A 25,883-nucleotide genomic window follows, 5' to 3' on the forward strand; every position below is an offset into this window, starting at 1 on the left:
ATGCGATGGGCGAGGGTGGTCCGCCGCCGGTGCGGGAGCCTGTGGTGGATCTGCGGGGCCGGCTGGTCGTGCCGGGGTTCGTCGATCCGCACTGTCACGGCGGGGCGGGCCGTTCGGTCTACACCGGCGACCCCGATGATGTGCGGATCGCCGCGGCCGGGCACCTCGCCCGCGGTACCACGTCGATGCTCGCGTCGGTGGCCAGCCTCGCCCTGCCCGCGATGGAGGCGGCGGCGCGGGCGGTCGCCTCGGTCATCGACGACGGATCCGCGCCCAACGTGGTGGGCATCCATTTCGAGGGCCCGTTCCTGTCGCCCGGCCGCCGCGGCGCGCAGAGCCCGGATGCGCTGCGGGTGCCTGACCGTGCTGTGGTCGAGCGACTGCTGACGGCGGCCGGGGGCCATGCGGTGTCGATGACGGTGGCTCCGGAACTGCCCGGCGCGCTGGAGCTGATCAGGGAGTACGCCGATCGCCTCGTGATCAGCCTCGGCCACACCGAAGCGTCCGCGGCGGTCTTCGCGCGGGCGGCCGCCGCGGGCGCCCGCGCGGTGACCCACCTGTTCAACGCGATGCCGCCGCTGGACCACCGGGACCCGGGCCCGGTCGCGGCGGCGCTCCTGGACCCCCGGCTGTCCTGCGAACTGATCGTCGACGGCCACCATCTGGCCGAGGACACGGTGCGTCTGGCCCACCGCACGGCAGGCGCCGACCGCCTGCTCCTGGTCAGCGACGCGATGCCGGCGGCGGGCATGGGCGACGGCACGTACCGTTTCGCGGACCGTGAGGTGACGGTGTCGGGGGGCGCGGCCCGCCTTCGCGGTACGGGTGTTCTGGCGGGTTCGACGCTCTTCGTGTCCCGTGCGTTCTGCCGCTCGGTCACTACGGTGGGTCTGCCGCTCGCGGACGCCGTCCGCATGTCGTCCGCCACCCCGGCCCGCCTGCTGGGCCTGTCCGACCGCGGCGCCCTGCGTCCGGGCCTGCGCGCTGACCTGGTGGAGCTCGACACCGCCCTGTCCCCGTCCCGTGTCTGGCTGGAGGGCCGCCCGGTGCCGGTCCTGGCGCTCGCGCGTACGCCTGTCCGTGCCGCAGACCGTCCGGAGGGGCGGCTTTGCCGATGAGTTCACCGTCCTCGAACGGTCTACCCGGCGACACGACCGTTCTCGACAGGAGTGCCATGTCCACCATCCAGCCCGTGATCGTGACCGCGAACCAGGACGTTCTGCTCAGCTTCTATACGCAATTGTTCGGCGCCGAGGAGATCTTCCGGGAACCGGCGGAAGGCCCGGCCTTCTACCTCGGCTTGCGCATCGGCGACACCGACCTCGGGCTGGTAGCCAAGGCGGACCCGGGTACGGCTGCGGCGCCGCGGATCCTGCTCAGCATCGGTGTCGACGACGTCGGTCAGACGCTCGGGCGGGTGGAAGCGCTGGGCGGCTCGGTTCGCGGCGGCCCCGCCGACATGCCGTGGGGACAACGCGTCGCCCACATCCAGGACCCCGACGGCAACCCGGTGAACCTCACCCAGCCGATCCCGCCCCGCTGACGCCGTCCGGCGCGTGCGCTGGCCGAGGGCTTCCGGCCGTAGCCCGCGAAGCTGGTGGGCGGCGTGGGCCGGGGTCAGTACGGAGCTGCGACACGGCCGTGTCGCCTGCCACGGCTTCATCATGCGCCGCGGCATCTGCACAGGTCAGGGGTTGGGGCGGCCCATGAGTACGTCAACGGGCGGCGGACGCCGTGAGGGCCCCGCACAGCGCCTCCGCCTGGCGAGGTCCTCCAGCAGGAGCGACGACGACTCCGGGCCCGGCAGGGCGACTGAGCGGCTCCCGCTCCCCAAGGCAGATCCCAGAGCCACCGCCCGGCACGACAGCACCAGAACCTCGCCCGGGGCCGAACAGCCGGCCTCAGCCTGCCGCCCCGCTGCTCCTTGCGGCGTGAACGCCGTCGCCAGCGCAGTTCCCGTCTGCGTCACCGTCGGTGTCGGGGCCGGTGTTGGCGGGGTCCGGGCGGGAGCCCCGCTGCTGGGGGGGTCTGTGGTCTGGTGTGCCGGTGCCGGGGCTGCTCGTGGGCGGCGGTGGCGGTTGGGCTGTGCTTCCCGGGTGCTGGTGTGGTGGGGTGTTTGCGGGTCTGTCTGTCGGCTGCGCGCGGGTTGTGTGTTGGTGTGGGGGTTGGGTCGTGGGGCATGCGGGTGTTATGGCTGATGAGATGAGTGGAATACCTGCTGAGGATCACCTTCTGCTGAGTGTCGACACGAACGGTGACGGAAGACCCGATGTATGGATGTCCGACACCACTGGTGACGGCAAGCCTGATCTTTACCAGTTCGATACCACTGGTGATGGTGCGGTGGATGTGACCATCGTCGAAGAACCTGGCGGTGGGGATGCCGGACGTACTGTCATCGAGGGTGACGGAGGCCATCCTGTTTCCTCCTGACCGGTGTGCTCACTGCCTGCTTCCTTTGGCCCCGTGTGTTCTGTGGCTGGCTGTTCGTGAGTGACTGTGGCTTTTATCCTTCGTCGGGATTTCCGGCGGCAGTGTTGCGTTGGTCCGTGGAGCGGTCTTGTTGACTGTCGGCTTGTGCGGCTGGTTGTCCGCTGTCGGGCGCGGGGGCGCAGGCGGGCGGGCAGGCGGGCGCCTCCGGGCTGCGCCCGGTCGTGGAGGGCACCGCCGCGGCGGTGCCGGGCGGGTGGATCGCGTTCACGGTACGGGCGGAGTAGGGCGTCTTCCTCATCGGCTCCGGCCGCCGCGAGGACTCACCGGGCATCCGCCGCGGCGTCGTGCAGTGCCGCGGCGGCACGGACTGTCGGCGCGTACGGCAGCTCCGCCGGGCCCGGTGCGGGGGGAAGCCGGGTTGGACGCGGCCGGCGGCGGCGTCGCCGGCCGCGGTGCGCGGCTGGACGGTCGGAACCGGCCGGCTGGCGCCCGGTGCCGGCCTCGCCCGCCTCGAAGTCCGCGGCCGGACACCGGAAGAGAGCATCCCGTAATCTTGGCTACCTAGGCAGACGAATCTTTTCTGCTTAGGCAGTCTGCTGTCATGTCGAAGCTGAGGATGACCCCGCACACCCGGACGGTGCTCAACGCACTGCTGGGACGGGTAGGTGATGGCGAGCGCCGTGCGGCGGTGCTCGCCGACGGCCTGTATGGCCTGGAGCTGTCGAAGCTGTCGGGACTGCCCAACGGCACCCTGTTCCCGCTTCTGGAGCGTCTGCGGCAGGCCGGCTGGGTCGAGCGTTACTGGGAGCAGGACGAAAGCGCTGAAGGGGCGGGCCGGCCCCGCCGCCGCTTCTACAAGATCACCCCTAAGGGTGCGGAACTCGCTCCCCGGTCGATCGCCGAAGCCGCCGCTGCGGCCTCTGTCGTCCCCGCCGGCGTGATGCTTCCGGGGCTTGTGGAGGGTGGGCGATGAAGGAGACCCCGCTTGCCGCAGGCAGTGATGTGGCCCGGCGTGCCATCGCGTACGCTGCGGACCGCAAATTCGGTGTCGAGGGCGATATGACCTGGACCGTCACCCTGCTCAGCAGGAGGAGGCTGCGGATCCGCGGGTCTGCGGGAGAGCGGTACCTCACACTGGACTGCCCCGGAAGACCGTCATGCAGTATGCCGCCTGCCCCTCGGCCGGGAAGACTCCGGTGCGGCGTACCGGAGCGCTGCGGCTGGCGAGTCTCCTGCTTCCGTGGGCTGAGCGTGCCGGGTGGCTGGAGGAACAGCGCGGTTACCTCGCGGACATGCCCGGCCGCCGTGCCCGCCGGGTCTGGATCGCCACGACGGTGCTGGCGATGCCCCGGTACGCCTGCACCGTGGTCACCGGGCGCGAGAAGGAGCCGGCATGAGCACGCGTCGCCGCTCGTTGCTGCCGGATCCGGTCTCCAAGGCCGGCGCTACCTTCTACGCGGTGGCTGGCAGCGCGCTCTTCTGGTTAGCCGTCGAGGTGCTGCCGCACCATCTGGTGATCGGCTGGCACTGACCGGTTCGCTCTCGGCTCCTTCTCCGCCGAGGGCTCCGCCGAGGGCTCCGCCGAGGGCTCCGCCGAGGGCTCCGCCGTGCTGACTGAGCCCTTGGTGCTGTCACGGGCGGCGGCTGGACCGGGACGTTCACCGGTCGCCGGTTCTGCGCGGCCATCGTCGGCCGCTTCACCTTCAACGGTGCGGTCATCGAGACGGACCGACTCCTGCCGCCTCGCCGGCACCCGGGCCGGAACCGAAGAGCCCGCAGCGGGCTGACCCTGAAACCCCTGGACCGCTGGTCAGGACACCTGTCATTCTCCGTCTTGTGGAGATCCTCGATGTCCTGGCCGGCATGGCGAAGACAGGCCGGCTGGGTCCGGTGTTCTGCGGAGCCGAGTGGAGCGATGTGACCGCGGCTCTCGGCGAGCCGTGGGACATCGGGGCGATGAGCCGGAGCCGAAAGTGGCCGAGGCTCTTCGCCTACGGAGACCTTGAACTGAGTGTCTGCCGCTGCCGCAAGGTCTCTCTCATCTGCATCCAGACCTGGCGCGACGTCGTCGAACTCCCCCCGTCGGTTGCCGGGGGGACCGGCATCTTCCCGGCAGGGCTCAAGCACGCCGACGTCGTTTCCGCCCTGGACAGGGCCGGCTGTTCCTGGGAGCCCTGTCCGCCGCTGACCTTCGGCGGCCAGCGCTCGCTCGTGGCGATCCCGGCACAAGCGAACTTCACCTTCGAGATCCCCGGGGGCGAGGAGCCCGTGTTGAACGTCATGGGCCTGCCTGGCGACGGACACGACTGCAACGTGAAGCGCCGTCAAAACCCGTGACCGTTCATCGATCCGGTGATCGCTGACCGCTGCTCAAAGCCGTCGGCAGACGCTGCCGCTGAACGTGAACGAAGCCATGAGTGCGGCGGCACTGGGCGGAAGTGCCGCCGCCGGTATCGCCGCGACAGCCTCGACCGGCACGGTGCCGCTGCTGTTGCCCCGCAGACACCTCAGCCAGGAAGCCCTCACTGCTCTGGCGTCCGTGGGAAACCGCTCATGAAGTTCCGACCGGCTGCTGGCCCCCGCGCGGCGGAGCCCGAGGCGGAGTTCACCGGCATCGGCTGCGTCGTCCGGTGTTCATGAATGCCGATCGTACGTACGAATTTTTGCGGCCGTTCAAGCATTCACGAAATTCGCTGCAAGACATCTGATACCGGAGGATTCCGCTCTGCCCGGGTGAGCGGTCAACGGTCACGAGGGCCAGTGGCCGGCGCCTGCGGAGATGCGGGCGCCCGGGTGAGACAACTTGACAACCGGATCCGATCCCAGCCAGGGGACCGGCTTCACGTGCACCCGGCATCGTGGTCCGTTACTCCGTCCTGTCATCATGACCACGGCGCGGGAGCGGCGCCGTCGTAGTCCGCACAGGGGCGTCTACGCCGTTTGCCTTCCGCCGGTGCTGCGCCCCCCGCTCCGATGTGCGCGGGCATGCCGGGCGCACGACCCGCCCGCCTGAGACAGGAGCGGTAATGGCACTGAAGATACGCAGACCGAAGACTGCCGCCGTGGCGCTCGCCGCCTCCGTGGCCGCGGTCTCGTGGGGCACCGCCCTTCCCTCGGCCGCCGCCGGGTACACCGCCTCAGCGGGACCGTGGAGCGCGGCTGTCGCCCTGACCGGGGCGGACGGCCAGCAGAGTCTCATCGATGTCCAGGCGGCCGGTGACGGCGCCGCGTTCGCGCTGTGGCGGGACAAGGCCGCCGGGGCCACCGGTTGGGACTTCCGGACCGCCGTGCGGCCTGCCGGAACCGCGACGTGGAGTGCGCCGCACACCCTGGCGACCGGGCGTGACAAGAATTCCGCGGCCGTCCTTGCCGTGAGCGCCGACGGACGGGCCGTGGTGTCCTGGCTGGACGGCAGTGGTGCGGACGGTTCGCTGGTCGCCCTGGCCGCCGGCTGGAACCCGGCCCAGGCGGCCTGGTCCGCTCCGGCCGTCCTCGCTGTCTGGGACGGCCTGGACATGTCCACGCCCCGTCTGGCCGCGGCGGCCGACGGCTCCTTCACCGCGGTATGGGACCAGGGCGACGGGTACCGGAACTACGATGTGAGAACCGCTGTCCTCGCCCCGGGCGACCGGGCGTGGTCCGCGCCCCGGACGCTGGGTTCCGCCACGACCGGATCCGTCTGGAGCATCGACGTCGCGGTGGCCCCGGGCGGCGCCGCCACCGCGGTCTGGGATGAACTCAGCCGGTTCACCGGCGAGCACACGGTCTCCACCGCCACCCGCACCTCGGCCCGGTCCGGTTGGGGCAGTGTCTCCGTGCTGCCCGGCACCGACGCCGCGTCAAGCAACGTACAGGTGGCGATGGACGCCAAGAACGCCTCCACCGTGCTGTGGCGCAACGGCGCCGACGACCTCAAGTCCGCCACCCGCACCGCTCCTTCGGGTAGCTGGAGCGCAGCCCAGACTGCCGTTTCCGCCGTCAGCTACAGCGACGGAAGCGAACCGTTGGCCGCGCCCAACGGTGACGTCACCTATGTGTGGACGGGCTGGAGCCCCACCGCCGGTGTCCCCGTTGTGCAGACCGTGACCCGCACCGCGGGCACCGGGACCTGGTCCGCGCCGAAGACGCTGTCCACCGGCTACGTCAACTGGCGGGTGGACGCCTCCATCGGCGCTGACGGAACCGTGCAGGTCGTGTGGCCGCAGTCGCCGGGCATCGACAACGGCAACGACAACTACCTGGAGTGGGCGGTGCGCGCCGACGGCACCTGGAGCCGGGCCACCGCTGTGAACAGCACACCCGTCGCCGCCGTCCCCGGCACCGACGCCCTCGCCGGAGAGGTGGCTGCCGGACCGGACGGCCGGGCCACGGTGCTGTGGCGCAAGGCCGAGTACGCCGCCAGCGGCGGCTACACCTCCCAGGTGTGGTCCGAGTCGCAGACCCTGTTGATGGTCAAGCCACAGCTCACCGCCAGCGCCGCGGTGAGCGGAACGGCCCGAACCGGCTCCGCCCTCACCTGCTCCGCCGCCTGGAAGGGCACCAACGCCAAGGCCGTCTTGTCCTGGCTGCGCGACGGCGCGGTCATCTCCGGCGCCACCGCCAAGACCCGTGTCCTCACCTCCGCCGACTACGCCCACAAGGTGTCCTGCCGGGTCACGGTCAGCAACGGCGCGGGCTCGGTCGCTTCCACCTCACCTGCGCGGAAGGTCGAGGCCGGCCCCGCGCTGAAGGCCACCACCGCGCCGTCGGTCTCCGGCTCCGTCAAGGTCGGTCACAAGCTGAACGCTGCCCGAGGCGCCTGGTCGCCGTCCGCCACTTCCTACACGTACCAGTGGAAGCGCAACGGCAAGCCCGTCAAGGGTGCGACGAAGTCCGCCTACGCCCTGGTGAAGGCCGACCGCGGCCAGAAGATCACGTTCAGGATCACTGCCCACCGCAACGGCTGGACCGACGGAACGGCCACCGCAAAACCCGTCACCGTGCGCTGACCCGGCGCGGGCCTGATGATCTGCGGGTTTTGTCGGTGGTGGTTCGGCATCGTGATGTCAGTTCGGTAGGTGCGCTGTCCGTGCTGTTCAGCTGATCGCGGTGAGTGGTTCGAGTGGTGACATAGATGCTGATTTGGTGCTGACGTTTTTGGTGATGGTGCTGGTCAGTTGGTTGCCGGTCGGTACAGCGTGAGATGTGTTGTCGCTGGTCAGGGCTGTGATGACAGGGGCTGGGTGCCGCCAGTTGGGGACGGGGGCCGCCGGTGTCGCCTTCTGCGGTGTGGGCTTCAGGCTGTAGCGGATGCCTGTTGCGGTGAGGCGGAGTTGTTCGCCGTTCTGAGCCGTGATGAGGGGGAAGAGCGGGCTGTCCGGGGCGCGGTCCCTGAGTTGTCCGTGGATGCTGGCTGCGGTGTTGTGACGGAGCAGTGATCTTCAGGGGGCTGGCTGCTTTGTTCTTGGGTCCTGTCTTTTGGTTGGGAGCTGGAGCTGGGGGAGCGCCGGCGTTGGGGTGTGGTTGGCGTGGGCTGGTGGGGTGTTCGGTTTGGTTGTTCTGATGGGTGGTCTGCGGTTCTGTAGTTGTGAGGGAATGATCTTGGTTTTGTCTCGGGTGTAATGGTGCGTCTGTCGGTCACCGGCGGGCTCGTGCCGGGCTGCTGGGTGGGGGCCAGATGTGGGGGTTCGGCCGGGGTGAGCTGTGAGGGCCATGGGGTGCTGTCAGCCGGTGGGCGGTTTCTTTCTGGTGATCTTGACGACGCGTCGGCGTTTGATCTCGGCGGTCTCGTTGAGGCGGTCCAGTTGGAGGTAGTGCACGTTGCGCATGTGCAGGGCCTCTGCTTGGAAGTCCGTCTCGTTGACCGGGCGCCGTTTGGTCTGGATCAGCCCTGCGCCCTTCAGCTCCCGTAGCCCCTTGCTTCGCGTGTCCTCGCTGAGGGCGAACCGGGTGTCGGCTTCTCTGGGGCTGAACCACAGCGGCTGCCCGCCCAGGCCCCCGTTCTCGGCCAGGAGGGCGAGGAACATGGCGACGCCGGCGCCGGAGAGCACCGCGATATGGCCTCGGGTCCAGAACGCCTGGGGGATCTGGATGTAGCGGTGGACGACGGCCCCAAGGCCCAGAAGGCCTTCTTCCTTTTCCTTCTTGGCAGCGGCTCCGGGGGCGATCCACGGTTCACCGTTCCCGGTCTCGGACAGGACGGTCACCAGGTTGAGCCGGCCCGTCCTGGTAATGCTGATGTACTTGTTCTCCTCCAGCCACGCCTGGGCGTCGCTGATGCGGCGTGCTCCGGCGGTCTCGGGGTCGGGGAGATCGAGCACGGTGGCCCAGGCGCTGTTCCTGATGGATAGTTCACGGGCCTGGTCCTCACGCTGGAGCCAGAGGTAACTCAGGTAGAGCTTGAGGCGCACCTGGCCGCCGCGCCCGCCTCCGCGGAGCATCCGGGCCAGCGGTGGCGGCTCGTTCTCGAGTGAGGTCCGCTCCACAAAGCTGTAGCGGACCTGTGCCCTGCGCCGCCCGCTCCTGCCGGCGCTCTCAGCCATCTTCAGCGCACGGCCGCTCGGCGCTGCCGCCGTCCGGCTCCCGGTTTCTGGGGCCGAGGTTTCCGCCTGCATCGGGTCACCCGCAGTCTAGAGTTAGTAGGAGAATTTAGTTCTGTAAGTACTGTAGTGCCGGGTGCTGAGGTATGTAAGGCCTGACGCTAGGGTGCCCACCTAGCGGGTCAGGAACGAGTTTCATCCGTCGCTAAGGTAGGGACTACACGCGACGCTAATCTCAATGGCCTTGGCAGCGCCCTCCTCCGCGTGCTGTACTTCTTCTCAGGACGAGCCGAGAGGCCGCGGGGAGAGGTCGTGCCCCTCACCCCTGCGGTCACAGGGGCTTGTTCCAGGGTGAGTTGTGGTAGGCCGCGAGAGTTGTCCGCCAGGAGAACGGTTTCGATCGCGGGACGCTGGGTGAGGGTCGGCGAGGTTGTGCTCCTCGCTCCTTCCCGCCACAAGACCCGATACAGAGGCCCGGGCGATCGCCCGGGCCTCTGTGCTGCCCGGCCCCCGCACCCGGCCGGCCCTTGCTCACCGGGGTCGGGGGCGGTGGTGCTGTTCGGCGAGGTGGTCCAGGCGGATGGTCTCGAGGGTGGTTTTGGTGATGCGTTCGGTGCCGTCGGTCAGGGCGGTGATGGAGGCTTGACGGATGAGTCGGGCGAGGCTGCCGATGCGTCCTGCGGTGCGCTGGTGGAGGTAGCCGGCCAGGGCGGGGAGGGTGCCGGGTGTGTGGTGGTGGAGGTCGAGGGCGTTTTCCATGGCGGTGATCAGGTCGTGGAAGGGCTCGTGCTGGCCGAGGCGGGCGGGGAACGCGCCGCAGTCGATGAGGGAGGCGCGGCCCGCGAGTTGGGCGCCGCGGACGCCGGTGAACAGGGGTGTGCCGGTGACGTCGATGCCGGCGTAGACGAAGGTCGCACCGATGCGTTCGGTGAGGTCTTTGATGAGGTCGGCGGTCTGGGCGCCGGTGGTGGTGCGGGGGTTGAGGCGGTGGATCTCGTCGATCATGACCAGTTGCACGCGGGCGGCGGTGTAGGTGTGGACGACGGCGTTGGTGATCTGTGCCTGGGACATGCGGTCGGTGACGGGGATGCCGAGGTAGCGGGCGAACTCCACGGCCAGGGTCTTGGCGCTGGCGGCGGGCGGCACCAGGACGTAGGCGACGGGGACGTGGCCGGCCGCCGCAGGGCCGTGGCGGCGGGTGTGGGCGAGGTGGCAGACCCGGCCGACCTGGAGCAGCGCGGTGGTTTTTCCTGCGGCGGCGGGGCCGGTGACGATCAGGGACGGGCGGGCGGTGACCGCCTGGTGCCGGCCGAGGAGCATCAGCGTGCGGACGTCTCTGGCGAGCGCCTCGATGACCGGGGTGCGCACGGTCACGAATCGCGAGTGGTAGGCGAGGCGTTCGTCCAGGGTGCGGGGCGGCGCCCCGGGCAGAGGAGGGGCGGCTACCGGAGCGGTCACGAAGGCTTCGAAGCCGTCCCAGGTCGTCACCGCCCCCTGGAGCGTCCCTTCATTTGAAGCGCCGTCGCGGTCGACGCTGTTGACCGCGACGGCTGCCGTGTTCGCTGCGAGCCCGGGGGAGCGGCGGTTCGTGCCCGCCGTCTGTCGGCTGGCCGCCGGTGCGGCGGCGGATCTTTGTCGGGGGTTCACCACTGTTCGGCCTCCGCTTCGGCGTCCCACAGTCCGTATCCGCCGGGCGCAGGCCCGCCCGCCGCGGCCGTGGTGGGAGCTGTGCTGTCCTGCAGGCCTGGCCCGCTCCCCTCGTTCTGGGTGTCCGGGTCGGTGCCGGTGACGTCGTCGAGGCTGTCGCCCGGATCCCACGACTGCGCCGGCTCGTCGGGTTGGGTCTGCGAGGGAGGCGTCGGATCTGCTGCCGGGCCGTGGCCGGCCTTCACCCGGGTCCGCGGCCCTGCAGGGTCTGCGTCAGATCCTGCGTCGGCTTCCGGGCCAGCCGGGTGCCGTTGGCCGGGCAGACCCATCAGATCGGGCAGCACAGCTACCTGCTTGGGGCGGTGGCCGAGACGGTTGCTCTTGCCGCTCTTGCCGCTCGTGCCAGGTTCGTTGCCGGCGGTGTCGCGGGTGCGGCGCAGGAGTTGGTCGAGGGCGTCGGCGAGGTCGGCCTCGTGTTGGTCGCGGTCGCCACGCTGCTCGACTTCGTTTTGGATGTGGTGCCAGATCTGGTCGTTGAAGGGCTGGTGGACGTGGGCGCGGTGGATCCAGGGAATTTCGTGGAGTTTTCCGTCGGGCAGGCGGACCCAGATCTGGCGGGGGTCGTGGGGGTTGTGGTGGATCTCCCAGCGGCCGTCCTTGGCGGTGACGGGGGAGCGCTGGCCGCGGTGGGGGTTCAGGTCGTTGTGGTCGTAGGTGCGGTAGTCGATGCGGATGCCGCGTTCGGTGATGGGCTGCCAGCGCACGGGGAGCAGTTCGAGGTAGTCCGCTGCTGTCAGGGGCAGGGGTACGTAGCCGCACAGGGCGACCAGGGCGGCCCACATCTGGTTGGGGGTGATCGCGGTCTTGGGCAGGACGGGGTGGCGCAGGCCGTCGTGGGGGCGGTTCTGCCAGCCGCAGGTGATCCATTCGTCGAGGAAGTCCTGCAACTGCGGGATCGTCCACTGTGCCTCGGCCGCCGCGTCCTTGCCGCGGCGCAGGGTGTTGGAGCCGGTGTGGCCGGCGACGTGCTGGCACAGCAGGTCGTTGATCGAGCCGAAGGTCCGCTCCACCACGGCCTTGGCCTGCGGCCGCCGCGGCGGGGCGGGCTGCACGCTCACCCCGAGGGTCTCGCAGGCGGCGACGAAGCCTTGCGAGAGGTAGATCTTTCCGCGGTCGACGACGATCGTCTCGGGCACGATCACGGGGCGGGCGGCCGCGCCCTCCAGGCGCTCGTCCAGGGACAGCATCCGCTGGTAGGGCACCTGTGCCCGGGACAGCTTGAGGGCGTCGGGCCAGGTGGGACGTGCGGGGTGGGGGACGGCCATCTCCGCGAGCAGCAGGGCGGCGTCGACGGCTTTGGTGCTGTGCGGGCGCAGGACGGCGGCCAGGATGGAGCGGGTGGCGACGTCGACGGCGATGGTCAGCTCCGGACGGCCCAGGGAGCCGTCTTCCAGGACGGCCATGATGTCCAGGCGGGTGGTGTCGATCTGGACCTGCTCGCCGGGCCGCAGCACCAGCGGCGCGCTCGAGGCGCGGGCGGGCGCGGTGGCCGTGCGCGCGGGGCGGCCCGGCAGTTCGGCGGGGTCGGCGAGTGCGTTGACCAGCCGGTAGAACGACGACGCCGGCGGCAGCACCACTACCCCTGTTCCGTGGGTCTGGTCCAGGATCTGCCCGGTCAGCACCCGCAGGCCCTTCACCGTCCCCTTCGACCGTCCGCGCTGGCGCCGCAGCGCCTCCAACAGCGCGGCCACCACCCGCTCGTCCGCCCGCCCGGTCGCGCTCGAGGGTTTGGCACTGCGCTTGTCGACCAGGCCCCACAAGCCCTGCTTGCGGTAGGCGTGCCGCATCCGCTCCACCGTCGTCCGCGTCACCCTGGTGAAGCCCAGCGCGGTCATCTCCCTGGCTTTGGCCTCATCCCGCTGAGCCAGCGTCCACCGCTGCGGGTCGTACTCCGGCCGCCCGCTCTGGCCCTCGCGGCTGCCCGCGGGGTGTGGAAGGCCGGTCTCCACCTCCCGGATGTGCGGCAGCCACGCCAGCGCCCGCTGCTGCGCCGTCAGCGGCACCGTCTCGAACAACCCCCACTGCGGCACCGCGTCCGGGACCCGCCCGCCCACTACCTCAAGGCCGGGATCGGCGAACAGCCGGCCCGCCAGGAGCGTCTTCTCGCTGCCGTCCTCCCGCAGCAGGTACACCCGCTGGCCCTGCAGCGCGGCGACCTGCCAGGTCTGCCCCAGGTGGACGACGTGCGCGCCGACCTCCACCACCGGCCGCCCGCCGCGGCGCGCCCCCCATCGTGCTCACTGCCGGCCATTCCCTCTGCTCTGCCCGCCGGCACCGGCCGGCCGGGCAGTTGCACCGTCTGGGCTTCCCGTACCGGCGTGTGCCAGCGCCTGTTCATGGAGCGGCTCGTCCAGTCGGATCGTCAGCTTTCCCGACCACAGGGCGTGGTACACGGCCGGCAGCACCTGCAGCGAATCACCCACTGCCGCCACGCCCTCGGCCAGCGGCCGGGGCACGGCGAACGCACCGGCCACCGCCGCCCGCAGCTGCGGACTGCCGGCGTTGCGGGGATGGCGGTAGCCGGCCAGCCACCGCAGATTCGCCTCTGTCACCGGATCGGGCGGAGCGAGACGCCGGTAGGACCAGCCCACTGCCGCGCATGCCGCTTGGAGCACCTGCGCGGCCCCCTGCGCCCGGGCACCGCCGGAGCCCGGGGCCGCGGGGCAGTCGGCGAGCAGCCCGGTGCCGTCGGCGTACCGGGCAAACAACTGCGGCACCCAGGAACGGACCCTCCCGTCTCCGGGATCGCGCCACACGATGCGCACTGGACGCGCCGCCAGCCCCGTCACCGCCGGGTCCCGGTCCAGGACCATCAACTGCGTACGCATCGCCACCGATCCGTGCGCCACATGACCGCCAGTGGTCGCCGACCACCACCAGCCCGGCCCCCACCTGCGCCCCGGCACCACCGGGAACGCCGCCACCGGCGGCAGATCCTCAAACCGCACCACGGGTGCGGTCTGCTCCCACCGCTGCTGCACCAGCACGCCGTCCGCGCCGGCGAACAGGGCCTCCACGTCAGCGGCCCACCCAGGCAGCACCCCGGCACCGGCCGCGGCACTGGGGCCTGCTCGTTCTGCCTCTCGGCTTGCGGACTGTTTCCCCTCCACAGCCGACAGCCAAGTCCACGCTCACCGCGCCCGAGCACGGTCCAGCTGCTTTCACCCGAACGAATGACACAGCCCTCCATTCAGTAGCTGGCGCGACCTGCCACACGAGGGCGGGTGGCGAGCTGGCTGCCCAGGTCGAAGCCATCCCCGCGCCGGTAGGAGACCATGGCGGCGCGGCCGTGGCGGTCGCGGTACAGGCGCCGGACCATGGGCGCGCCGCCGCCGTTGCTGCCGCTTCCGCGCGCGGCTCCGGCCTGTTCGGCAAGGGCGCGCAGCTGGACCCGAGCGGAGGCGGGGCGGTGGTCGGCGCGCAGCCACCATGGGTCCAGGCCGTACCCGTTGGGGTGCTGCTGCCCGCGGCGTATGCGGGTGAACGCGCCCATGCAGTCCAGCAGCGGCCCGGCATGTAGCGGGCCGCCCAGCACCAGCCCCGTCTGCGGGGCCTGGCCGGTGTTGGCCAGCCAGGGCCGCCCCAGCCGTACCGCCAGTTCGCGGAAGAACGCCCCATCGGGTCGGAACGGGTGAACCGGCCCGCCGCGCCCGTGGTCGTCCCAGATCCGTTCCTGCATGCCGGGGTCGAGCAGCACGGCGGCCAGCGCCACCGTCTCGGGAAAGACCACCGCGTCACGGGCAACGATCCGCCACCACCAGAACCGCGGCCCGGCATCCCCGCCCGCGAGCGCGTGCAGGCGAACCGGCCAGATCTGCTCCTGCTCCCACTCCAGGGCGTGCTCCCACCACGCACACACCACCGCATGGGACAGAGCGAACACCCTTCCCGGATCGGCCCCGGCCGCAGCCGCGGTCCGGGCGACCTTCGGCCAGGCCCGCTGCGCCGCGGCGACCTCCGGGGCCGCGCGCAGGTACAGGTGGTGGTGGCGGTGCCTGTCCCCGGCGGTGAGCATCCACCGTTGGTGGCGGGCACAGACCCGTTGCCACGGCGCGACGTACCGCACGACCACGCTGTCCTGCCCGGACCGGACGGCCGTGCACAGCGCGCACCCGTACGCCACCGGCCCGTGCTCCCCGGCCGAGGCGACCTTCCACCGGCCCGCCGGTCTGCCGGAGTCGGCCGCCTCGCCGCGCAGGGCCGGCGAACCGGGTGCCGGTGGCAGCGGTTCGCCGGTGAACGCGGGCAGCGCCTGGACTAGGGCCCGTTCGCTGACTCCGCCGAGCTGGGCCAGTCGTTGCTGGCCTGCTGGGTTGAGCAGGATCTCGGCGTCGTCGCGCGGGCCGAGATCGTCCCTGGGCCGGGAGCCGGTCCAGGTCCACCAGGGCAGGAGCGCGGCGGGTTCCATGCCGTAGCGTCCGGCGATCCGGGACAGGTACGACCACGTTGTCTCCCCGGCCACCGGGGCGACCCGCAGCACCGCGGGCCACCGCGGGCCGGAGGGCCGGTTGGGCAGCGCTGCGGGGACCGGCGGCCTGATCGGTATGTGCCGGGCGCCGCTCCTGCGTCCTGGCGCCGGGGACACGGCCCGGGGGAGTGGACTCGGTCATGATTCACCTGCTCCTGCGCTGGTGCCGGGGCGTGCCCAGGACGACGTGCGGCCGGGAAGGGATACGGCTGGACGGGCGGATGAGTTGTTCGGTGCGTTCTCGGTAGCCGGCGAGGGCGTCGGCCCGGCCGGGCAGAAGGAGAGTGAGCGCGGTCTGGAAAGCGGCGACCGTGGGCCAGGCGGGGCTGTCGCCGTGGAGGGGCATGTGGCGGCCCCACTCGTCCCACATGGGGTCGGCCAGCGCCGTGGTCATGGCGTCCGGGACTGCTTCGACATCGAGGCCAGTGGGCGGTGCGGGCAGTCCCGCCTGGGCGGCGGGGCCGAGGCGGACGAGGACCAGTTCGAGGGCGGCGGCGGTGGCGGTGACCAGTTCCACCGCGCGGGCCAGGGCCTGGTCGGGCGCGGCCTGTACCGCGTCCTGCAGTACCGGCCAGCCTCCGGCCAGTGGAAAGCCCTTCCACGTACCGCCGTGCCCGGCTGCGTCCCGGGCCGCGGCCGCGGTACGCAGTCCTCTGGCCTGCTCCGGGAAGACCAGGCACAGCGCTTCCAGGAGTTCGTCCTCGCCGACATCTTCACCGCCGCCGGCGAGTAGCCGGCCCAGGACGAGGGCGAGGCCGCGGTCGACGCGCGGCAGGGGCGCGACCGCGGCCGGGTCGCGGGCGGCGGTGGTGGCGATGGCCCGCAGCGGGGCGTGCTGGTCAAGGCCGGGCACGCGGCGCGCGGCAGCCTCGGCCGCGTTGTGGCGCCGCTGCCAACTGTCGTCATCATCGGTGTTGCCTGCCGCAAGCCTTTTCCCGTACCGGTCGAGCTGGTCCACGACCGCGGTCCGCAGCCGGGCCACACCGCCCGGGGAGCCGTCGGCTGCCCAGCAGGCCCAGGCCCCCGCGACCGGCAGTGCCCGGCCCTGACGGGAGACTGCGGCCAGCCAGGCGGCACGGGCCACGGTTTGGGGAAGCAGGTGCGAGGCGGTGCCTCGGCCGCGCCCCAAGTGCTCGCGGGGGTGGGGCGGCAGGTAGTGCGCTGCCCGCCACCGCTCCAACTGCGCCTGGGAGACGGTCAGTCCGAGGTCGGCGAGTGCGGCGATGAGCGCAGCATCGGCGCCGGAGGGCGCGGAGCGGGTCACCTGCCCCAGGTTACAGCCCCGCGAAGTTTCAGCCGGAGGCCGTCCAGCTGTGTGAGGAGATGGCGCCAGGCGCCGCGCACAGCGACGCCGGGAAGGAATCGATCACCATGCTGGTCAGTACGCCGACCGCCTTGACCGCCGTGCTCGCCGGCCTGCCCCCTGCCGCCATGGCACTGTTCCTGCTCGCGCGCTGGGGCAGGCCGCTGTTCCTGCTCCTCGGACTGCTGGCGTCCCTGCGCGGTGCCCGCGGCGCTCACCGGGCGGCAATGTTCGGCCAGTTCGCACAGGCCCTCCACCGATACCGGAACTGCCCGCCGAGCCCCTGACACGGGATCCGATGCCGCTGTCACTCCCGTGGCGGGGAAACCCGCCGGAGCCGGGCCGCCAGCGACGGAGATCTCGCCCGTCTGCGGAGGCCTTGGACGTTCCCGGCCCCGAGCCGATTAATAGGGGCCTCACGGCGTTGCGGCCACCGAGGTTGCCCGTGCTGCTCGTTGGCGACAGCTCGTCGGTACCGACGCACGTTCGCAGCACCAATGTCGTCTGGAGTCTTGTGCTGCCGTGTGTCCCGGTTTCCGGGAAGGCCGCGCGGTAGTCAGTAAAGTCCTAGGATGGTGTGTCTGAGACGCCCCGCCGCTCCGTTGGCGATGTTGGTGTCCCGTCATCTGGCAGTGCCGTCAAGTTGGTTGGCGGCCCGAGGGCGTGGAGCGGTCGACCTACAGTGCACCTGAAGAAATTCGCTGTCAGCGGCTTCCGCTCGCTGCAAGCCATCTCGGACATCCCAGTCAGCAAACCAACCATCATCGCTGGCCACAACGACGGCGGTAAGAGCGCGCTGCTGGACGCGCTCGGCTTCCTGCTGGGGAAGTGGGGTATCGCGGATGACGACCGTAGCTATCTCGCTGGCGATTCAACTGAGGCCCAATCCGCCGACCGATGCCCCGAAACGACCGTGACCGGTAATTTCTTCCTCGATCCTTGGGAGCAGGAAACCCTGGGACTACCGGCAGAGATCCGCCTGCGGCGCAAGGCGGACGCGGACCTCACTGTTTCGCTGGAGATCTGGAGTGCCCTCCCCGAAGACGAACGTCTCGTATCGCTCTCTCGGTATTCAGCCGCCGAGCTGAAGGCTCTGGCGTCCGAACTGGGCGTCAAGCCTGTCACCGAGAGGACGCCCCGAAAGGGGGACTACGAGACGGCTCTGCGCGAATACGGGGAGAGAAACTCGCGAGGGGAGGGATGGCTGCCGGCACCATCCGGGTTGGGTAGCAGGATGCCCAAGGTGCTGGTGTTTGACGGGAAGGCTGCCCGACCCGACCAAGCCGTAAAGACCGCGCTCGCCGAGAAATTTCAGACGCACATCGAGGATCCCGGTCTCCAAGGCAAGCTTCGGGATGTCGAGGACGAGGTGAAAGAGCGTCTGCGCATCGACGCCAAGTCGCTCTGCGATCACATCAAGACGCGCTGCCCGGACCTTGCTGACGTCTTCGTCGAACCGGACGTCTCGTTTCAGCATGGCTTCCGCGGGGCCCCGCTGCGGATCGCCCGCGTCCGGGGGGAAGCCATGAGTCTTGACCGCTCGGGGCTCGGCAGCAACCGTCGCATCTCGCTGGCTATCTGGGAGTGGACGAGTGAACTCCTAGCTGACGAGGCAGCTGGAGCCAGCGAACCGGCCGCGTCGGACCCTAGCGCCTCCGAAGCTCCGCCTGTACAGACCATCGTCGTCTACGACGAGCCGGACACGCACCTGGACTACCACCACCAGCGTCGGGTGATGCAGCTGATCCGAAGCCAGGCGGCGATCAAGCATGTCAGTGTCATGGTCGCCACGCATTCCATGAACCTGATCGATGGGGTCGACATCTCCGATGTCGTACACCTCAAGCTGGAAAACCACAGGACTGTCAGCGAGCGTATCGGAGCCGACGACCTCGGAGCAGCCATTGACCTGCACCTAGGAAAGATCGCCACATCGCTGGGGCTGCGCAACTCGGTTCTGCTCCATGAACGCTGCTTCCTGGCCGTGGAAGGGGACACCGAGCAGCGGGCGTTCCCAATCTTGTTCCGGCTCTGCGAAGCCCTGTCACTTCAGGGGGCAGGCGTGGCTCTATGGGCTTGTTTCAATAACGAAGGCGCACTTCACCTAGCCCGCTACCTGGTCGAACACAAGCGAGCATTCATGCTGGTAGTCGATGCGGACAGCCGCAATCTACCCAAGAGCATCTTCAAGGATCACAAGCTGCGCGAGCACTTTGGGCCCAAGGTCGCAGACTATGTCAAGTTCATCGGCGAGACCGGCGACGACGGCACCGACGACGTGCCGGAGTTGGAGGCTCTGTTCGGAGACGACCTGTGGGCGACAGTCGCGAACGAGGTGTGGCCCAAGAACCACGGAGTGTGGACGAGCGAGGACTTCGCACAGCTCAGGGAGACCAAGAAGTTCAGCGAAGTCGTCGAAGAGATGTTGCAGACAGGAAGCGACGTCGGCCCTGGTGGCAAGCCGGACATGATGTACAGGTTCGCTCTGGCACTAAATGATCCACTGCAGGTGCCGCAGCAGCTCAGAGATGTTTTTACCCAGGTCAGGAAGCTAGCCGAGTAGCGTTGTCGGCGGGTTTCGAAGCGGACCCTGCCATCCGCCGACGGCGCTCGACCATGCGCTCCTTGCGCTGTTCATCGGTTGGCGCCTCCCACTTATGCCATCCAACCGGCGGCTTCCAACGCTGCATGTGATCCCGCTCGCTAACACCGCACCAGCGACATCCGCCAGGCTCTGGGATGCGCAGAGCAGGCTCTCTGTCCGGTATGGACATAGTCCCTCCTTCACGTGTAGTCATTCTTCCCCCACCCACTGACATCAGCACTCCTGAGTGCCGCCCGACCTAGCTGAGCGCATGCTGACTGGTTCAGTAGCCTCAGGTGTTCAGCCCGGCTCCATGGCGCCCCGCCGCCCTACCGGCGCATGCCGAGTGTTGAGACGGAGATCGTTACCGCGGGCGCTTTGGGGACGGACCGCCGGGGATGCCAGCGTCCGCCAGGAGTGCTTGTTGGTGGGGGTGGAGCTGGTCCCAGGCGGTGGTTTGTTTGTGGGCCCAGTGTTGTAGGTGGGGTGTGATGGGCTGGCCTGCAGCTAGGGCGGTGTGGTGTTGGTGGTAGGTGGTCTGCCAGTTGAAGGGCCAGGGCGGGTTCCACCAGGGGTCGAGGGTGGCGAGTTCTTGCCGGGTGCGTGGGGACAGCCGGCCGGTGCGGGCTTTGCGGCGTTGCTGGAGGAGCCAGCGCCCGAGGGCGAAGCCGTTGTGCTGGGTGGGTGTGGGGACGGCCAGGTTCCCGTACGTGGTGGCGTAGGTGCGGGCGTGGGGGAGTCCGGCGGGGGCCGGGTAGCGGCGTGCGGAGGTGGGGGCCGGAGCGGGCAGGGCCTGGGCGGGGCCTGCTCCCAGGTGGGTGAGGAGTTGCTGTTGGGCGGGGTGGAGGCTGTCCCACAGCAGGGTCTGGGTGGTGATCCAGCGCTGGTCGGCCCTGGTCGGGCTGCCGTTCGCGGTGGTGGTCCGCACCCGGTGGAAGGCGCGTTGCCAGGTCAGGGGCCAGGGCGGGTTCCAGTGCGGGTCGAGGGCGTTGAGCGCGGCGATCCGGGCGGGGTTGGTGCGGCCTTCGGGGGCGCGGTGGCGTTGGCGCAGGAGCCAGGCGCCCAGGGGGAAGCCGTTGTGCTGGGCGGGCCCGGGGACGGCCAGGTTCCCGTGGATGGCGGCGTAGGCGCGGGCGTGGGCCAGCCCCGTGTCAACGCGCTGGTGGCGGGCGCCGGCACTGACGGCGTGGGCGAGGGTGGCGGTGATGCCGACGTCGGCCAGGAGGTTCTGCTGTTCAGGGTGCAGGGCGTCGTGGCGGGCGCACTGCCGGCTCAACCAGGCTGCGGTTTCGCTGTCTGAGCTGTGGAGGTCGGCCGGGCCGGCGGGCTGCGACACGACCAGCCGGCCTTCTCTGTGCTCGTGGCGGGCTTGCTGGTAGTACCGCTGCCAGGTGTAGTGCCAGGGCGGGTTCCACCAGGGGTCCAGCTCGGCCAGGAGCTGGCCGCGGGGTGAGACGGAGCCGTGGGCTTGTTGGTAGCGGCGATCTTGGCCACGCTGCTCGGCCAGCCACTGGCCCAGCGGATACCCGTGATGCACGTGGCCGTGCGGCACCGCCAGGTGGCCCGCGGCAGCGGCGAAGGAGCGAGCACTCGACATTCCGGCCGCTCTGCCAGGATCAGCGGCCGCTTTCCACCCTGACTCGGCGGCAGACGCCGGGATCGGGATCTGCACTGCGGTGGCGGCATCGGTGGTGAGGCCGATGCCGGCCAGCAGCTGTTGCTGGCCGGGGTGCAGGGTCTGGTAGGCGGTGCACTGCTGCGACAGCCACAGGGCCAGGTCCGCGTCCAGACCGGGGAAGCCGCGGTCCGGCTCGAGCCGGTGGCCGTTGTCGACCAGTCGGCGCGCGTGGGCGTAGGTGCGGTGCCAAGCCAGTGGCCAAGGCGGGTTCCACCAGGGGTCGACAGCGTCCAGGGCGCGGGAGCGGACGGTGGGCCCGGCCGCTTTGCGTGCCTTGCTGCGCTGGCTCGCAACCCAGGTCCCCAGCGGGTACCCCTCGTAGGCGATCTTTCTCGTCACCGCCAGGTGGCCGTTTTCGGCAACGTAGGACCTGGCGTGCTCCAACGCAGTCTCGAATCCTGCCCAGATACTGCGCCGCCGCGGCCGGGCCGCGCGGGCCACAGCTGCGGTGATGCCGATGTCCGCCAGGAGACGCCGCTGCTCGGGATGGAGCGACGCGTACTGGGTGCACTGCAGGTACAGCCACTCCCCGTTCAGCATCGCCGTGCCAGGGAACCCCGCAGCCGCATCGGGCGGCCCGTCCACGGCGGCGTGGTCACGCGCACGGTAGTACGAGCGCTGCCACTGCATGGGCCACGGCACGTTCCACCACGGGTCCAGGTCCTCCAGCGCCTGCACACGCTCAGGGGCCAGCGCCCAGGCCCTGGCCTGCTGGTTGCTGAGCCATTCCCCCAGCTTGAAGGAACCGACCACGGCGTCCTTCCGTACAGCGAGGCTCCCGTGGTCGCGGGCGTACCCGGTGGCGTGCGCCAGGCCAGCAGCGAAGGCGTCGTCGGACTGCCGGCTGTGCCCGCGCCGCCGCCGCTTGCCCTTCGTGCCACCCCGCCCGCCCTGCGCGTGCTCGGCGAGCTCGTCGGCCACACCCCCCAGGCGGTGCGCCGGCGCCACCGCCCACATTGGCTGCCCCGCGTCGCCTCCGCCTCCTGCGCGCGCGCACTGGTACGCCCACGCGAACAGCGGTCCCGACGTCTGCTGTGCCAGGCCCTCCATCATCCATGGGCGCCCCACACCACCGGCCACAGCTGCCAGCAACGCCGGCACATCGCCCAGCCGGAACGGGACACGACCCCCGGCCACGACACGCCGCCGCACGTCCGAGTCGGCCAGCAGCACGGCCAGCGCGACCGTCTCCGGATACGTCACCAACTCCCGCGCCACCACCCGCCACACCTCCCGGTCCACCGTGCCAGGCCGCAGCGCCCGCAGCCGGGCCGGCCACAGATGCTCCTGCGGCCACGCCCGCCACCACCACGACGCGGTCACCGCCTGGGCCACCTCGAAAGCGCCGGCCCCCACCGGACTCCGGCGCAGCAGCCTCGCATGACGGTGCTGCGCCCTGGCCACCTTCCGATACCCCGACACGTCCACCACCAGACCGACGGTGCCGGGAACCTGCAGCAGCCATGAGCCGTGCGACCCGCACAGTCGATCCAGTGGCCCCAGATACAGGCGCGCAGACCCCGCCACCCGTGTACGGCGTGCCACGCACCCGGGACACGCCGGCCCCCAGGACCGCACCATCTCCGGCGTGCGGTGGAATTGCGCCGCCGGCCCCGCGGGGAATCGCTTCCTCGGCTCTTCCTGGGTCCAGGCGGGCAAAGTCCGCGCCAGATAATCCTCGGGAACCCGGCACAGCGCCGCTACCCACTCCCGCGCTTGCCGGTTCAGGAAGACCTCGCTGTCCGGCCGGGCCCGCCCCATCGTGTTCGACCGGCCGCCCACATCGACCACGGCGGCCAGCAAAAAGCCGAACTCCATGCCGTACCCCGCGGCCAGCCGGCCCAAGAACGACTGCGTCATCTCTCCCCGCAGCGGAGCCATCCGCCACAAACCGCTGGCCATCGGCTTATCGAGTACAGCCGCTGCCGACATCCGGTTCTCGATGTCCATCGCCCCACCTCAACGTCCTCAGCTCGCTCAACGAGCTGCCAGTTCCGTCGTCGCGGGGCGAACCAACACGGGGACGCTACCCAGCCCGGCCCTATGCCCAGCGCATCCCCAACGCATCGAGTTCCGCGCGCCGCTCCGCGCTCAGCTTGTCGGCCCGGCGCCTGCAGTTGTCCACGAACAGCCCCAGTTTCACGGCGGTCACCGTCCCGTCCGGCTCGCTGAGTTCGACCACGGCCTTGCGCGGAACGGCCCGAAGGCTGCCCTCGCGGGCGTGGAACTCCTTGGCGGCCCGGATGTTCAGCGCCCACTTGTCTGCCTGCGTACGGGCCGCCGGCGGCCTCTCGGTGGGGTCTGCCGGGCCGAGGTGCAGCATGTTCTCCAGCATCCACTGCTGCGCGGGCAGCAGGGCGTCCCAGTCCAGGCGCTGCGCCTGGACCCACGCGCCGAGGTCCTCGCCCTGCACCGTGGCCTCGCCCGGAGCGGGCAGCGGGGCGCCGGCCTCGATGAGGCCCCGGCACAGCTTGTAGCAGCGCTGCCAGGCGACCGGCCAGGCCGGGCACCAGGACGGGTCGATGGCCTCGAGCGCGTCTCTGCGCTCTTCGGTGAGCGCGCCCGTGGTGGAGCCGAGCGGCAGCCCCTGTTCGCGCCGCGCCTCGATCTGCGCCAGCTTCCGACCGGCCGTCCTCAAATTCTTGGCCCATACCCCTACCGGGTGCCCGTTCCAGACCGCCGTGCTGGGCGGGAGGAAGTGCCCGTGGGCGGCCGCCCACCCCTCCGCCGCTGACAGTCCCTCGGCAAAAGCGACGTCCCAATGCGACCAGATCATCTGCAACTCTTCGAGTTCCTTGGCACGCGCGGGCTTCATCTGGCCCGCGTTGTAAAACCGCCGCTGATCCGCGATCCACGTCCCCAAGGGAAAGTCAGCGGGCTGCCAGTCCTCCGGCGTGACGAAGCTGTACGGAACTTTCAGATCACCGTTCTCTTTCACATACCGGGTCGCCGCCTGGACGCCGTGACGCCAGTACGTGTTTTCGGGACTGCGAATCCTCAACCTCATGAACTGCGCAAGGATCGCCGGATCGCGAGGGGTGGAGAACGACAGGAGGCTCTGCGCGGGAGCCGACGTCACCCCGTCCTCGCCCCGGCCCGCTGCGATGATCTCCGCCGCCGACCGCTTCCGGTACCGGCTGGTCGACTGCTGCTCCGCCAGGGCCTCGATGGTGTCCGTGTCGTGGCTACGGAGCGCAGCCAGAATCCGGGCCAACGACTCGTACCCCTTGGAGGTCAGCATGGCGTCCGGGTCTTCGTCCTTGCCCAGGAAAACGGGCACAACCAAGCTGGCGACCTTGCCCTCTCCCGGTTTCATGCGCAGGGCGCGGCCGACGATCTGGAGGATGTCGACGGCGGAGCCGCGCACGTCCCCGAAAAACACAGAGTCACACCCCGGGGTGTCGACCCCTTCGCCGAGAATCCGAACAGAGCTGAGCAGCCGCAGCCGCATCGGCACCCGGTTGCCGTCGACGCGGGTCCCGACCGGGTCCGCGAAGGTGGCTAGCGTCGCCTTGCGGTGCCCCGGCTTGTGCTCCCCGCACAGCCAGTCCGCCCACACCCGATCCGGCTCCGGGTACGTCTCCGGATCGTCCTCCCACAGGCGCCGCGCCACCGCCGGCACCCCGGCCGACATCGCTTCGGCCTCGCTGGTCCGGTAGTGGAAGGTCAGCATCCTGCGCAGGCCCTTGTCGGCGGCGGCCTTCACCGCGGCGGTCTGCAAGGTCGCGAGCCGGGAGCCGCGCACGCTGTCCGACCTGGCCTCGATCCCCAGCAGCGCGGCCGCCTGGAGCTCCGGGTCGGTCACGTCCACGCACACGACCTGATAGGCCGCGACCAGCCCAAGATTGCGGGCCTGCGAGAGAGTCAGCTTGTACGCCACGCTGCCGAACAAGCCGTCCGGGTCGTCTTGCATGCTCGCGACCAGCACCGGAGCCGAACGCGATCCCTCCTCAGCCTCCGGGGCCTCCCACACCCGCGGAGTCGCCGTCATGTACAGCCTGCGGTCGGCCGGCACCTTGATGTTGTCGTGGATCGCGGCCCACGGCTTCGAGCCCCGGCCGCTTGTACGGTGCGCCTCGTCCACCACTACCAGCGACCAGGGCGAAAGCCCCGCCTGGTGGGCTCGCTGGAGCGTTCCCAGCCCCACCGAGGCGTAGGTGGCGAACACCGTCACCTGCTCCAAGCCGGCGGTCCAGTCCACCAGTTCGTCCACGTCCGTCGTGCACGCCAGCCCCGGGGCGTCATCGCCCCGCAGGGAGCAGATCCCGTAGAAGGGACCACCGCGGCCGCCGGCCCGCCACGCGGCCGCCATCTGTGCCAGGAGGTCCAACGTCGGAACCAGAACCAGAACCTTGGCCGCCCGCAACTTCTTCGCGGTGAGCACCGCCATAAAAGTTTTTCCGGAACCAGTTGCCGCGATGACCTGAGTCCGCAGACCTTGCGCGGGCATTGTCTGGCCCGGCAGCAATTCGAGTTTTCGCGCCGCCGCGTCGGACGCCTCAATCTGATGCGGCAGCGGATCAAATCCCATCTCTACGTCTTCTGATTCTGTTTCGACTACCGCCACCATGATTGTGACGCTCCCCATCCCGGGACGATGTGCTGCCCCGGGCTGGTGTGCTCCGGGGGTGGTGTCTGAGTCCAGAGGTTAGCGTAGCTCAAAAGTTGACGCACCCCCGAATCACCCCCACGATCGGAACTGTCCGAAACTGATCCGCCCCCACCACGCACGGCCCACCCCCGACCGTCCCCACACCCCAATCCGACCACCCCCATCCACCAGCACCCCCGAACCCCGCCCCCACCGGCCCAGGGCCGGCCACCCCCCCCACCGGCCCAGGGCCGGCCACCCCCCCCACCGGCCCAGGGCCGGCCACCCCCCCCACCGGCCCAGGGCCGGCCACCCCCCCTGCCGGCCTGCTTGTTGCCCGCCTCCACCACCGGCCGTACCGGTTCCCTGTTCCCGCAACCGTCCGGGGCGCGGAGCGCACCGCCGGGACCCGAGCGGAGCGAGTGGCCCAGGGCCGCCTGGAGGTGGGCGGAGCCCGCCGCATGGGCGGCCGTCAACCCTGGAGCGAAGCGGAGGGGTTGGCCCGGCGGAGCCGGGCAGACCACGCGAAGCGTGGTCACGCAGAGCGAAGCGAGGCGTTTCGCTTGCACATCGCGCAGCGATGTGGCACCCGCTCCGCGGG

18 protein-coding genes are annotated in these 25,883 nt (G+C 70.4%); 10 read left to right on the forward strand and 8 right to left on the reverse strand.

Translation table 11 applies throughout. The annotated features are described in order from the left end of the window. Positions 1–44: 44 nt before the first annotated feature. From nagA to BGM09_RS19180, 8 genes are all read left to right on the forward strand, one after another. A complete protein-coding gene (nagA, locus tag BGM09_RS19145; RefSeq protein WP_188282854.1) occupies positions 45–1,118 on the forward strand; it encodes an N-acetylglucosamine-6-phosphate deacetylase in 1,074 nt (357 codons plus the stop codon). A gap of 56 nt (positions 1,119–1,174) precedes the next feature. Next, positions 1,175–1,543, forward strand: a complete 369-nt coding sequence (locus BGM09_RS19150; protein WP_188282855.1) for a VOC family protein — start codon at positions 1,175–1,177, stop codon at positions 1,541–1,543. Between the two features lie 647 nt (positions 1,544–2,190). Next, positions 2,191–2,433 (forward strand): hypothetical protein, encoded by a 243-nt coding sequence (locus BGM09_RS19155; protein ID WP_188282856.1) that lies wholly within the window; start codon positions 2,191–2,193, stop codon positions 2,431–2,433. Positions 2,434–3,034: 601 nt separating this feature from the next. Then, a complete protein-coding gene (locus BGM09_RS19160; RefSeq protein ID WP_188282857.1) occupies positions 3,035–3,406 on the forward strand; it encodes a PadR family transcriptional regulator in 372 nt (123 codons plus the stop codon). A gap of 184 nt (positions 3,407–3,590) precedes the next feature. Further along, on the forward strand, positions 3,591–3,830 hold the full coding sequence (locus tag BGM09_RS19165) for a hypothetical protein (RefSeq protein ID WP_188282858.1): 240 nt from the start codon (positions 3,591–3,593) through the stop codon (positions 3,828–3,830). Beyond that, a complete protein-coding gene (locus BGM09_RS19170; RefSeq protein ID WP_188282859.1) occupies positions 3,827–3,964 on the forward strand; it encodes a hypothetical protein in 138 nt (45 codons plus the stop codon). The genes BGM09_RS19165 and BGM09_RS19170 overlap by 4 nt, the downstream gene beginning before the upstream one ends. Positions 3,965–4,269: 305 nt before the next feature. Beyond that, on the forward strand, positions 4,270–4,770 hold the full coding sequence (locus BGM09_RS19175; protein WP_188282860.1) for a hypothetical protein: 501 nt from the start codon (positions 4,270–4,272) through the stop codon (positions 4,768–4,770). Positions 4,771–5,459: 689 nt separating this feature from the next. Beyond that, positions 5,460–7,421, forward strand: coding sequence for a hypothetical protein (locus tag BGM09_RS19180; RefSeq protein ID WP_188282861.1), 1,962 nt, complete (start codon positions 5,460–5,462; stop codon positions 7,419–7,421). A gap of 714 nt (positions 7,422–8,135) precedes the next feature. Here the strand turns inward: BGM09_RS19180 and BGM09_RS19185 are convergent. From BGM09_RS19185 to BGM09_RS19210, 6 genes are all read right to left on the reverse strand, one after another. Continuing rightward, the gene (locus BGM09_RS19185) at positions 8,136–8,954 is read right to left on the reverse strand and encodes a hypothetical protein (RefSeq protein ID WP_188282862.1); all 819 of its coding nucleotides are present in this window, start codon (positions 8,952–8,954) and stop codon (positions 8,136–8,138) included. 528 nt (positions 8,955–9,482) lie between these two features. Further along, complete coding sequence (locus tag BGM09_RS19190) at positions 9,483–10,439, reverse strand: TniB family NTP-binding protein (RefSeq protein WP_188282863.1); 957 nt, start codon at positions 10,437–10,439, stop codon at positions 9,483–9,485. A gap of 155 nt (positions 10,440–10,594) precedes the next feature. Beyond that, on the reverse strand, positions 10,595–12,862 hold the full coding sequence (locus BGM09_RS19195) for a Mu transposase C-terminal domain-containing protein (RefSeq protein ID WP_188282864.1): 2,268 nt from the start codon (positions 12,860–12,862) through the stop codon (positions 10,595–10,597). Positions 12,863–12,895: 33 nt separating this feature from the next. Next, positions 12,896–13,675, reverse strand: coding sequence for a TnsA-like heteromeric transposase endonuclease subunit (locus BGM09_RS19200; RefSeq protein WP_317452781.1), 780 nt, complete (start codon positions 13,673–13,675; stop codon positions 12,896–12,898). A 173-nt stretch (positions 13,676–13,848) separates the two neighbouring features. Further along, positions 13,849–15,243: a TniQ family protein gene (locus BGM09_RS19205; RefSeq protein WP_188282866.1), complete on the reverse strand. Its 1,395-nt coding sequence runs from the start codon at positions 15,241–15,243 to the stop codon at positions 13,849–13,851. 28 nt (positions 15,244–15,271) lie between these two features. Continuing rightward, the gene (locus BGM09_RS19210) at positions 15,272–16,390 is read right to left on the reverse strand and encodes a hypothetical protein (protein WP_188282867.1); all 1,119 of its coding nucleotides are present in this window, start codon (positions 16,388–16,390) and stop codon (positions 15,272–15,274) included. 107 nt (positions 16,391–16,497) lie between these two features. Between BGM09_RS19210 and BGM09_RS19215 the strand changes: the two genes are divergently transcribed. Next, positions 16,498–16,716: a hypothetical protein gene (locus BGM09_RS19215; RefSeq protein WP_188282868.1), complete on the forward strand. Its 219-nt coding sequence runs from the start codon at positions 16,498–16,500 to the stop codon at positions 16,714–16,716. A gap of 395 nt (positions 16,717–17,111) precedes the next feature. Next, a complete protein-coding gene (locus tag BGM09_RS19220; protein WP_188282869.1) occupies positions 17,112–18,992 on the forward strand; it encodes an ATP-dependent nuclease in 1,881 nt (626 codons plus the stop codon). A 385-nt stretch (positions 18,993–19,377) separates the two neighbouring features. Here the strand turns inward: BGM09_RS19220 and BGM09_RS38530 are convergent, their stop codons facing one another. Together BGM09_RS38530 and BGM09_RS19230 are read right to left on the reverse strand one after the other, a co-directional pair. After that, entirely contained in the window at positions 19,378–22,047 is a 2,670-nt protein-coding gene (locus BGM09_RS38530; protein WP_317452782.1) for a helicase associated domain-containing protein, read from the reverse strand. A 685-nt stretch (positions 22,048–22,732) separates the two neighbouring features. Continuing rightward, complete coding sequence (locus BGM09_RS19230; protein ID WP_223187252.1) at positions 22,733–25,261, reverse strand: DEAD/DEAH box helicase; 2,529 nt, start codon at positions 25,259–25,261, stop codon at positions 22,733–22,735. Between the last annotated feature and the right edge of the window lie 622 nt (positions 25,262–25,883).

Origin of the sequence: Streptomyces sp. CBMA29 (assembly GCF_014596445.1) — a bacterium.
Lineage (GTDB): Bacteria > Actinomycetota > Actinomycetes > Streptomycetales > Streptomycetaceae > Actinacidiphila.

What these genes read in the sequence shown, in the direction of transcription:
- BGM09_RS19165 (WP_188282858.1), top strand. Translation starts at nt 3,591, where the DNA reads ATGCAGTATGCCGCCTGCCCCTCGGCCGGGAAGACTCCGGTGCGGCGT.
- BGM09_RS19150 (WP_188282855.1), top strand. Translation starts at nt 1,175, where the DNA reads ATGTCCACCATCCAGCCCGTGATCGTGACCGCGAACCAGGACGTTCTG.
- BGM09_RS19230 (WP_223187252.1), bottom strand. Translation starts at nt 25,261, where the DNA reads ATGGTGGCGGTAGTCGAAACAGAATCAGAAGACGTAGAGATGGGATTT.
- BGM09_RS19185 (WP_188282862.1), bottom strand. Translation starts at nt 8,954, where the DNA reads ATGGCTGAGAGCGCCGGCAGGAGCGGGCGGCGCAGGGCACAGGTCCGC.
- BGM09_RS19180 (WP_188282861.1), top strand. Translation starts at nt 5,460, where the DNA reads ATGGCACTGAAGATACGCAGACCGAAGACTGCCGCCGTGGCGCTCGCC.
- BGM09_RS19170 (WP_188282859.1), top strand. Translation starts at nt 3,827, where the DNA reads ATGAGCACGCGTCGCCGCTCGTTGCTGCCGGATCCGGTCTCCAAGGCC.
- BGM09_RS19155 (WP_188282856.1), top strand. Translation starts at nt 2,191, where the DNA reads ATGGCTGATGAGATGAGTGGAATACCTGCTGAGGATCACCTTCTGCTG.
- BGM09_RS19215 (WP_188282868.1), top strand. Translation starts at nt 16,498, where the DNA reads ATGCTGGTCAGTACGCCGACCGCCTTGACCGCCGTGCTCGCCGGCCTG.
- BGM09_RS19160 (WP_188282857.1), top strand. Translation starts at nt 3,035, where the DNA reads ATGTCGAAGCTGAGGATGACCCCGCACACCCGGACGGTGCTCAACGCA.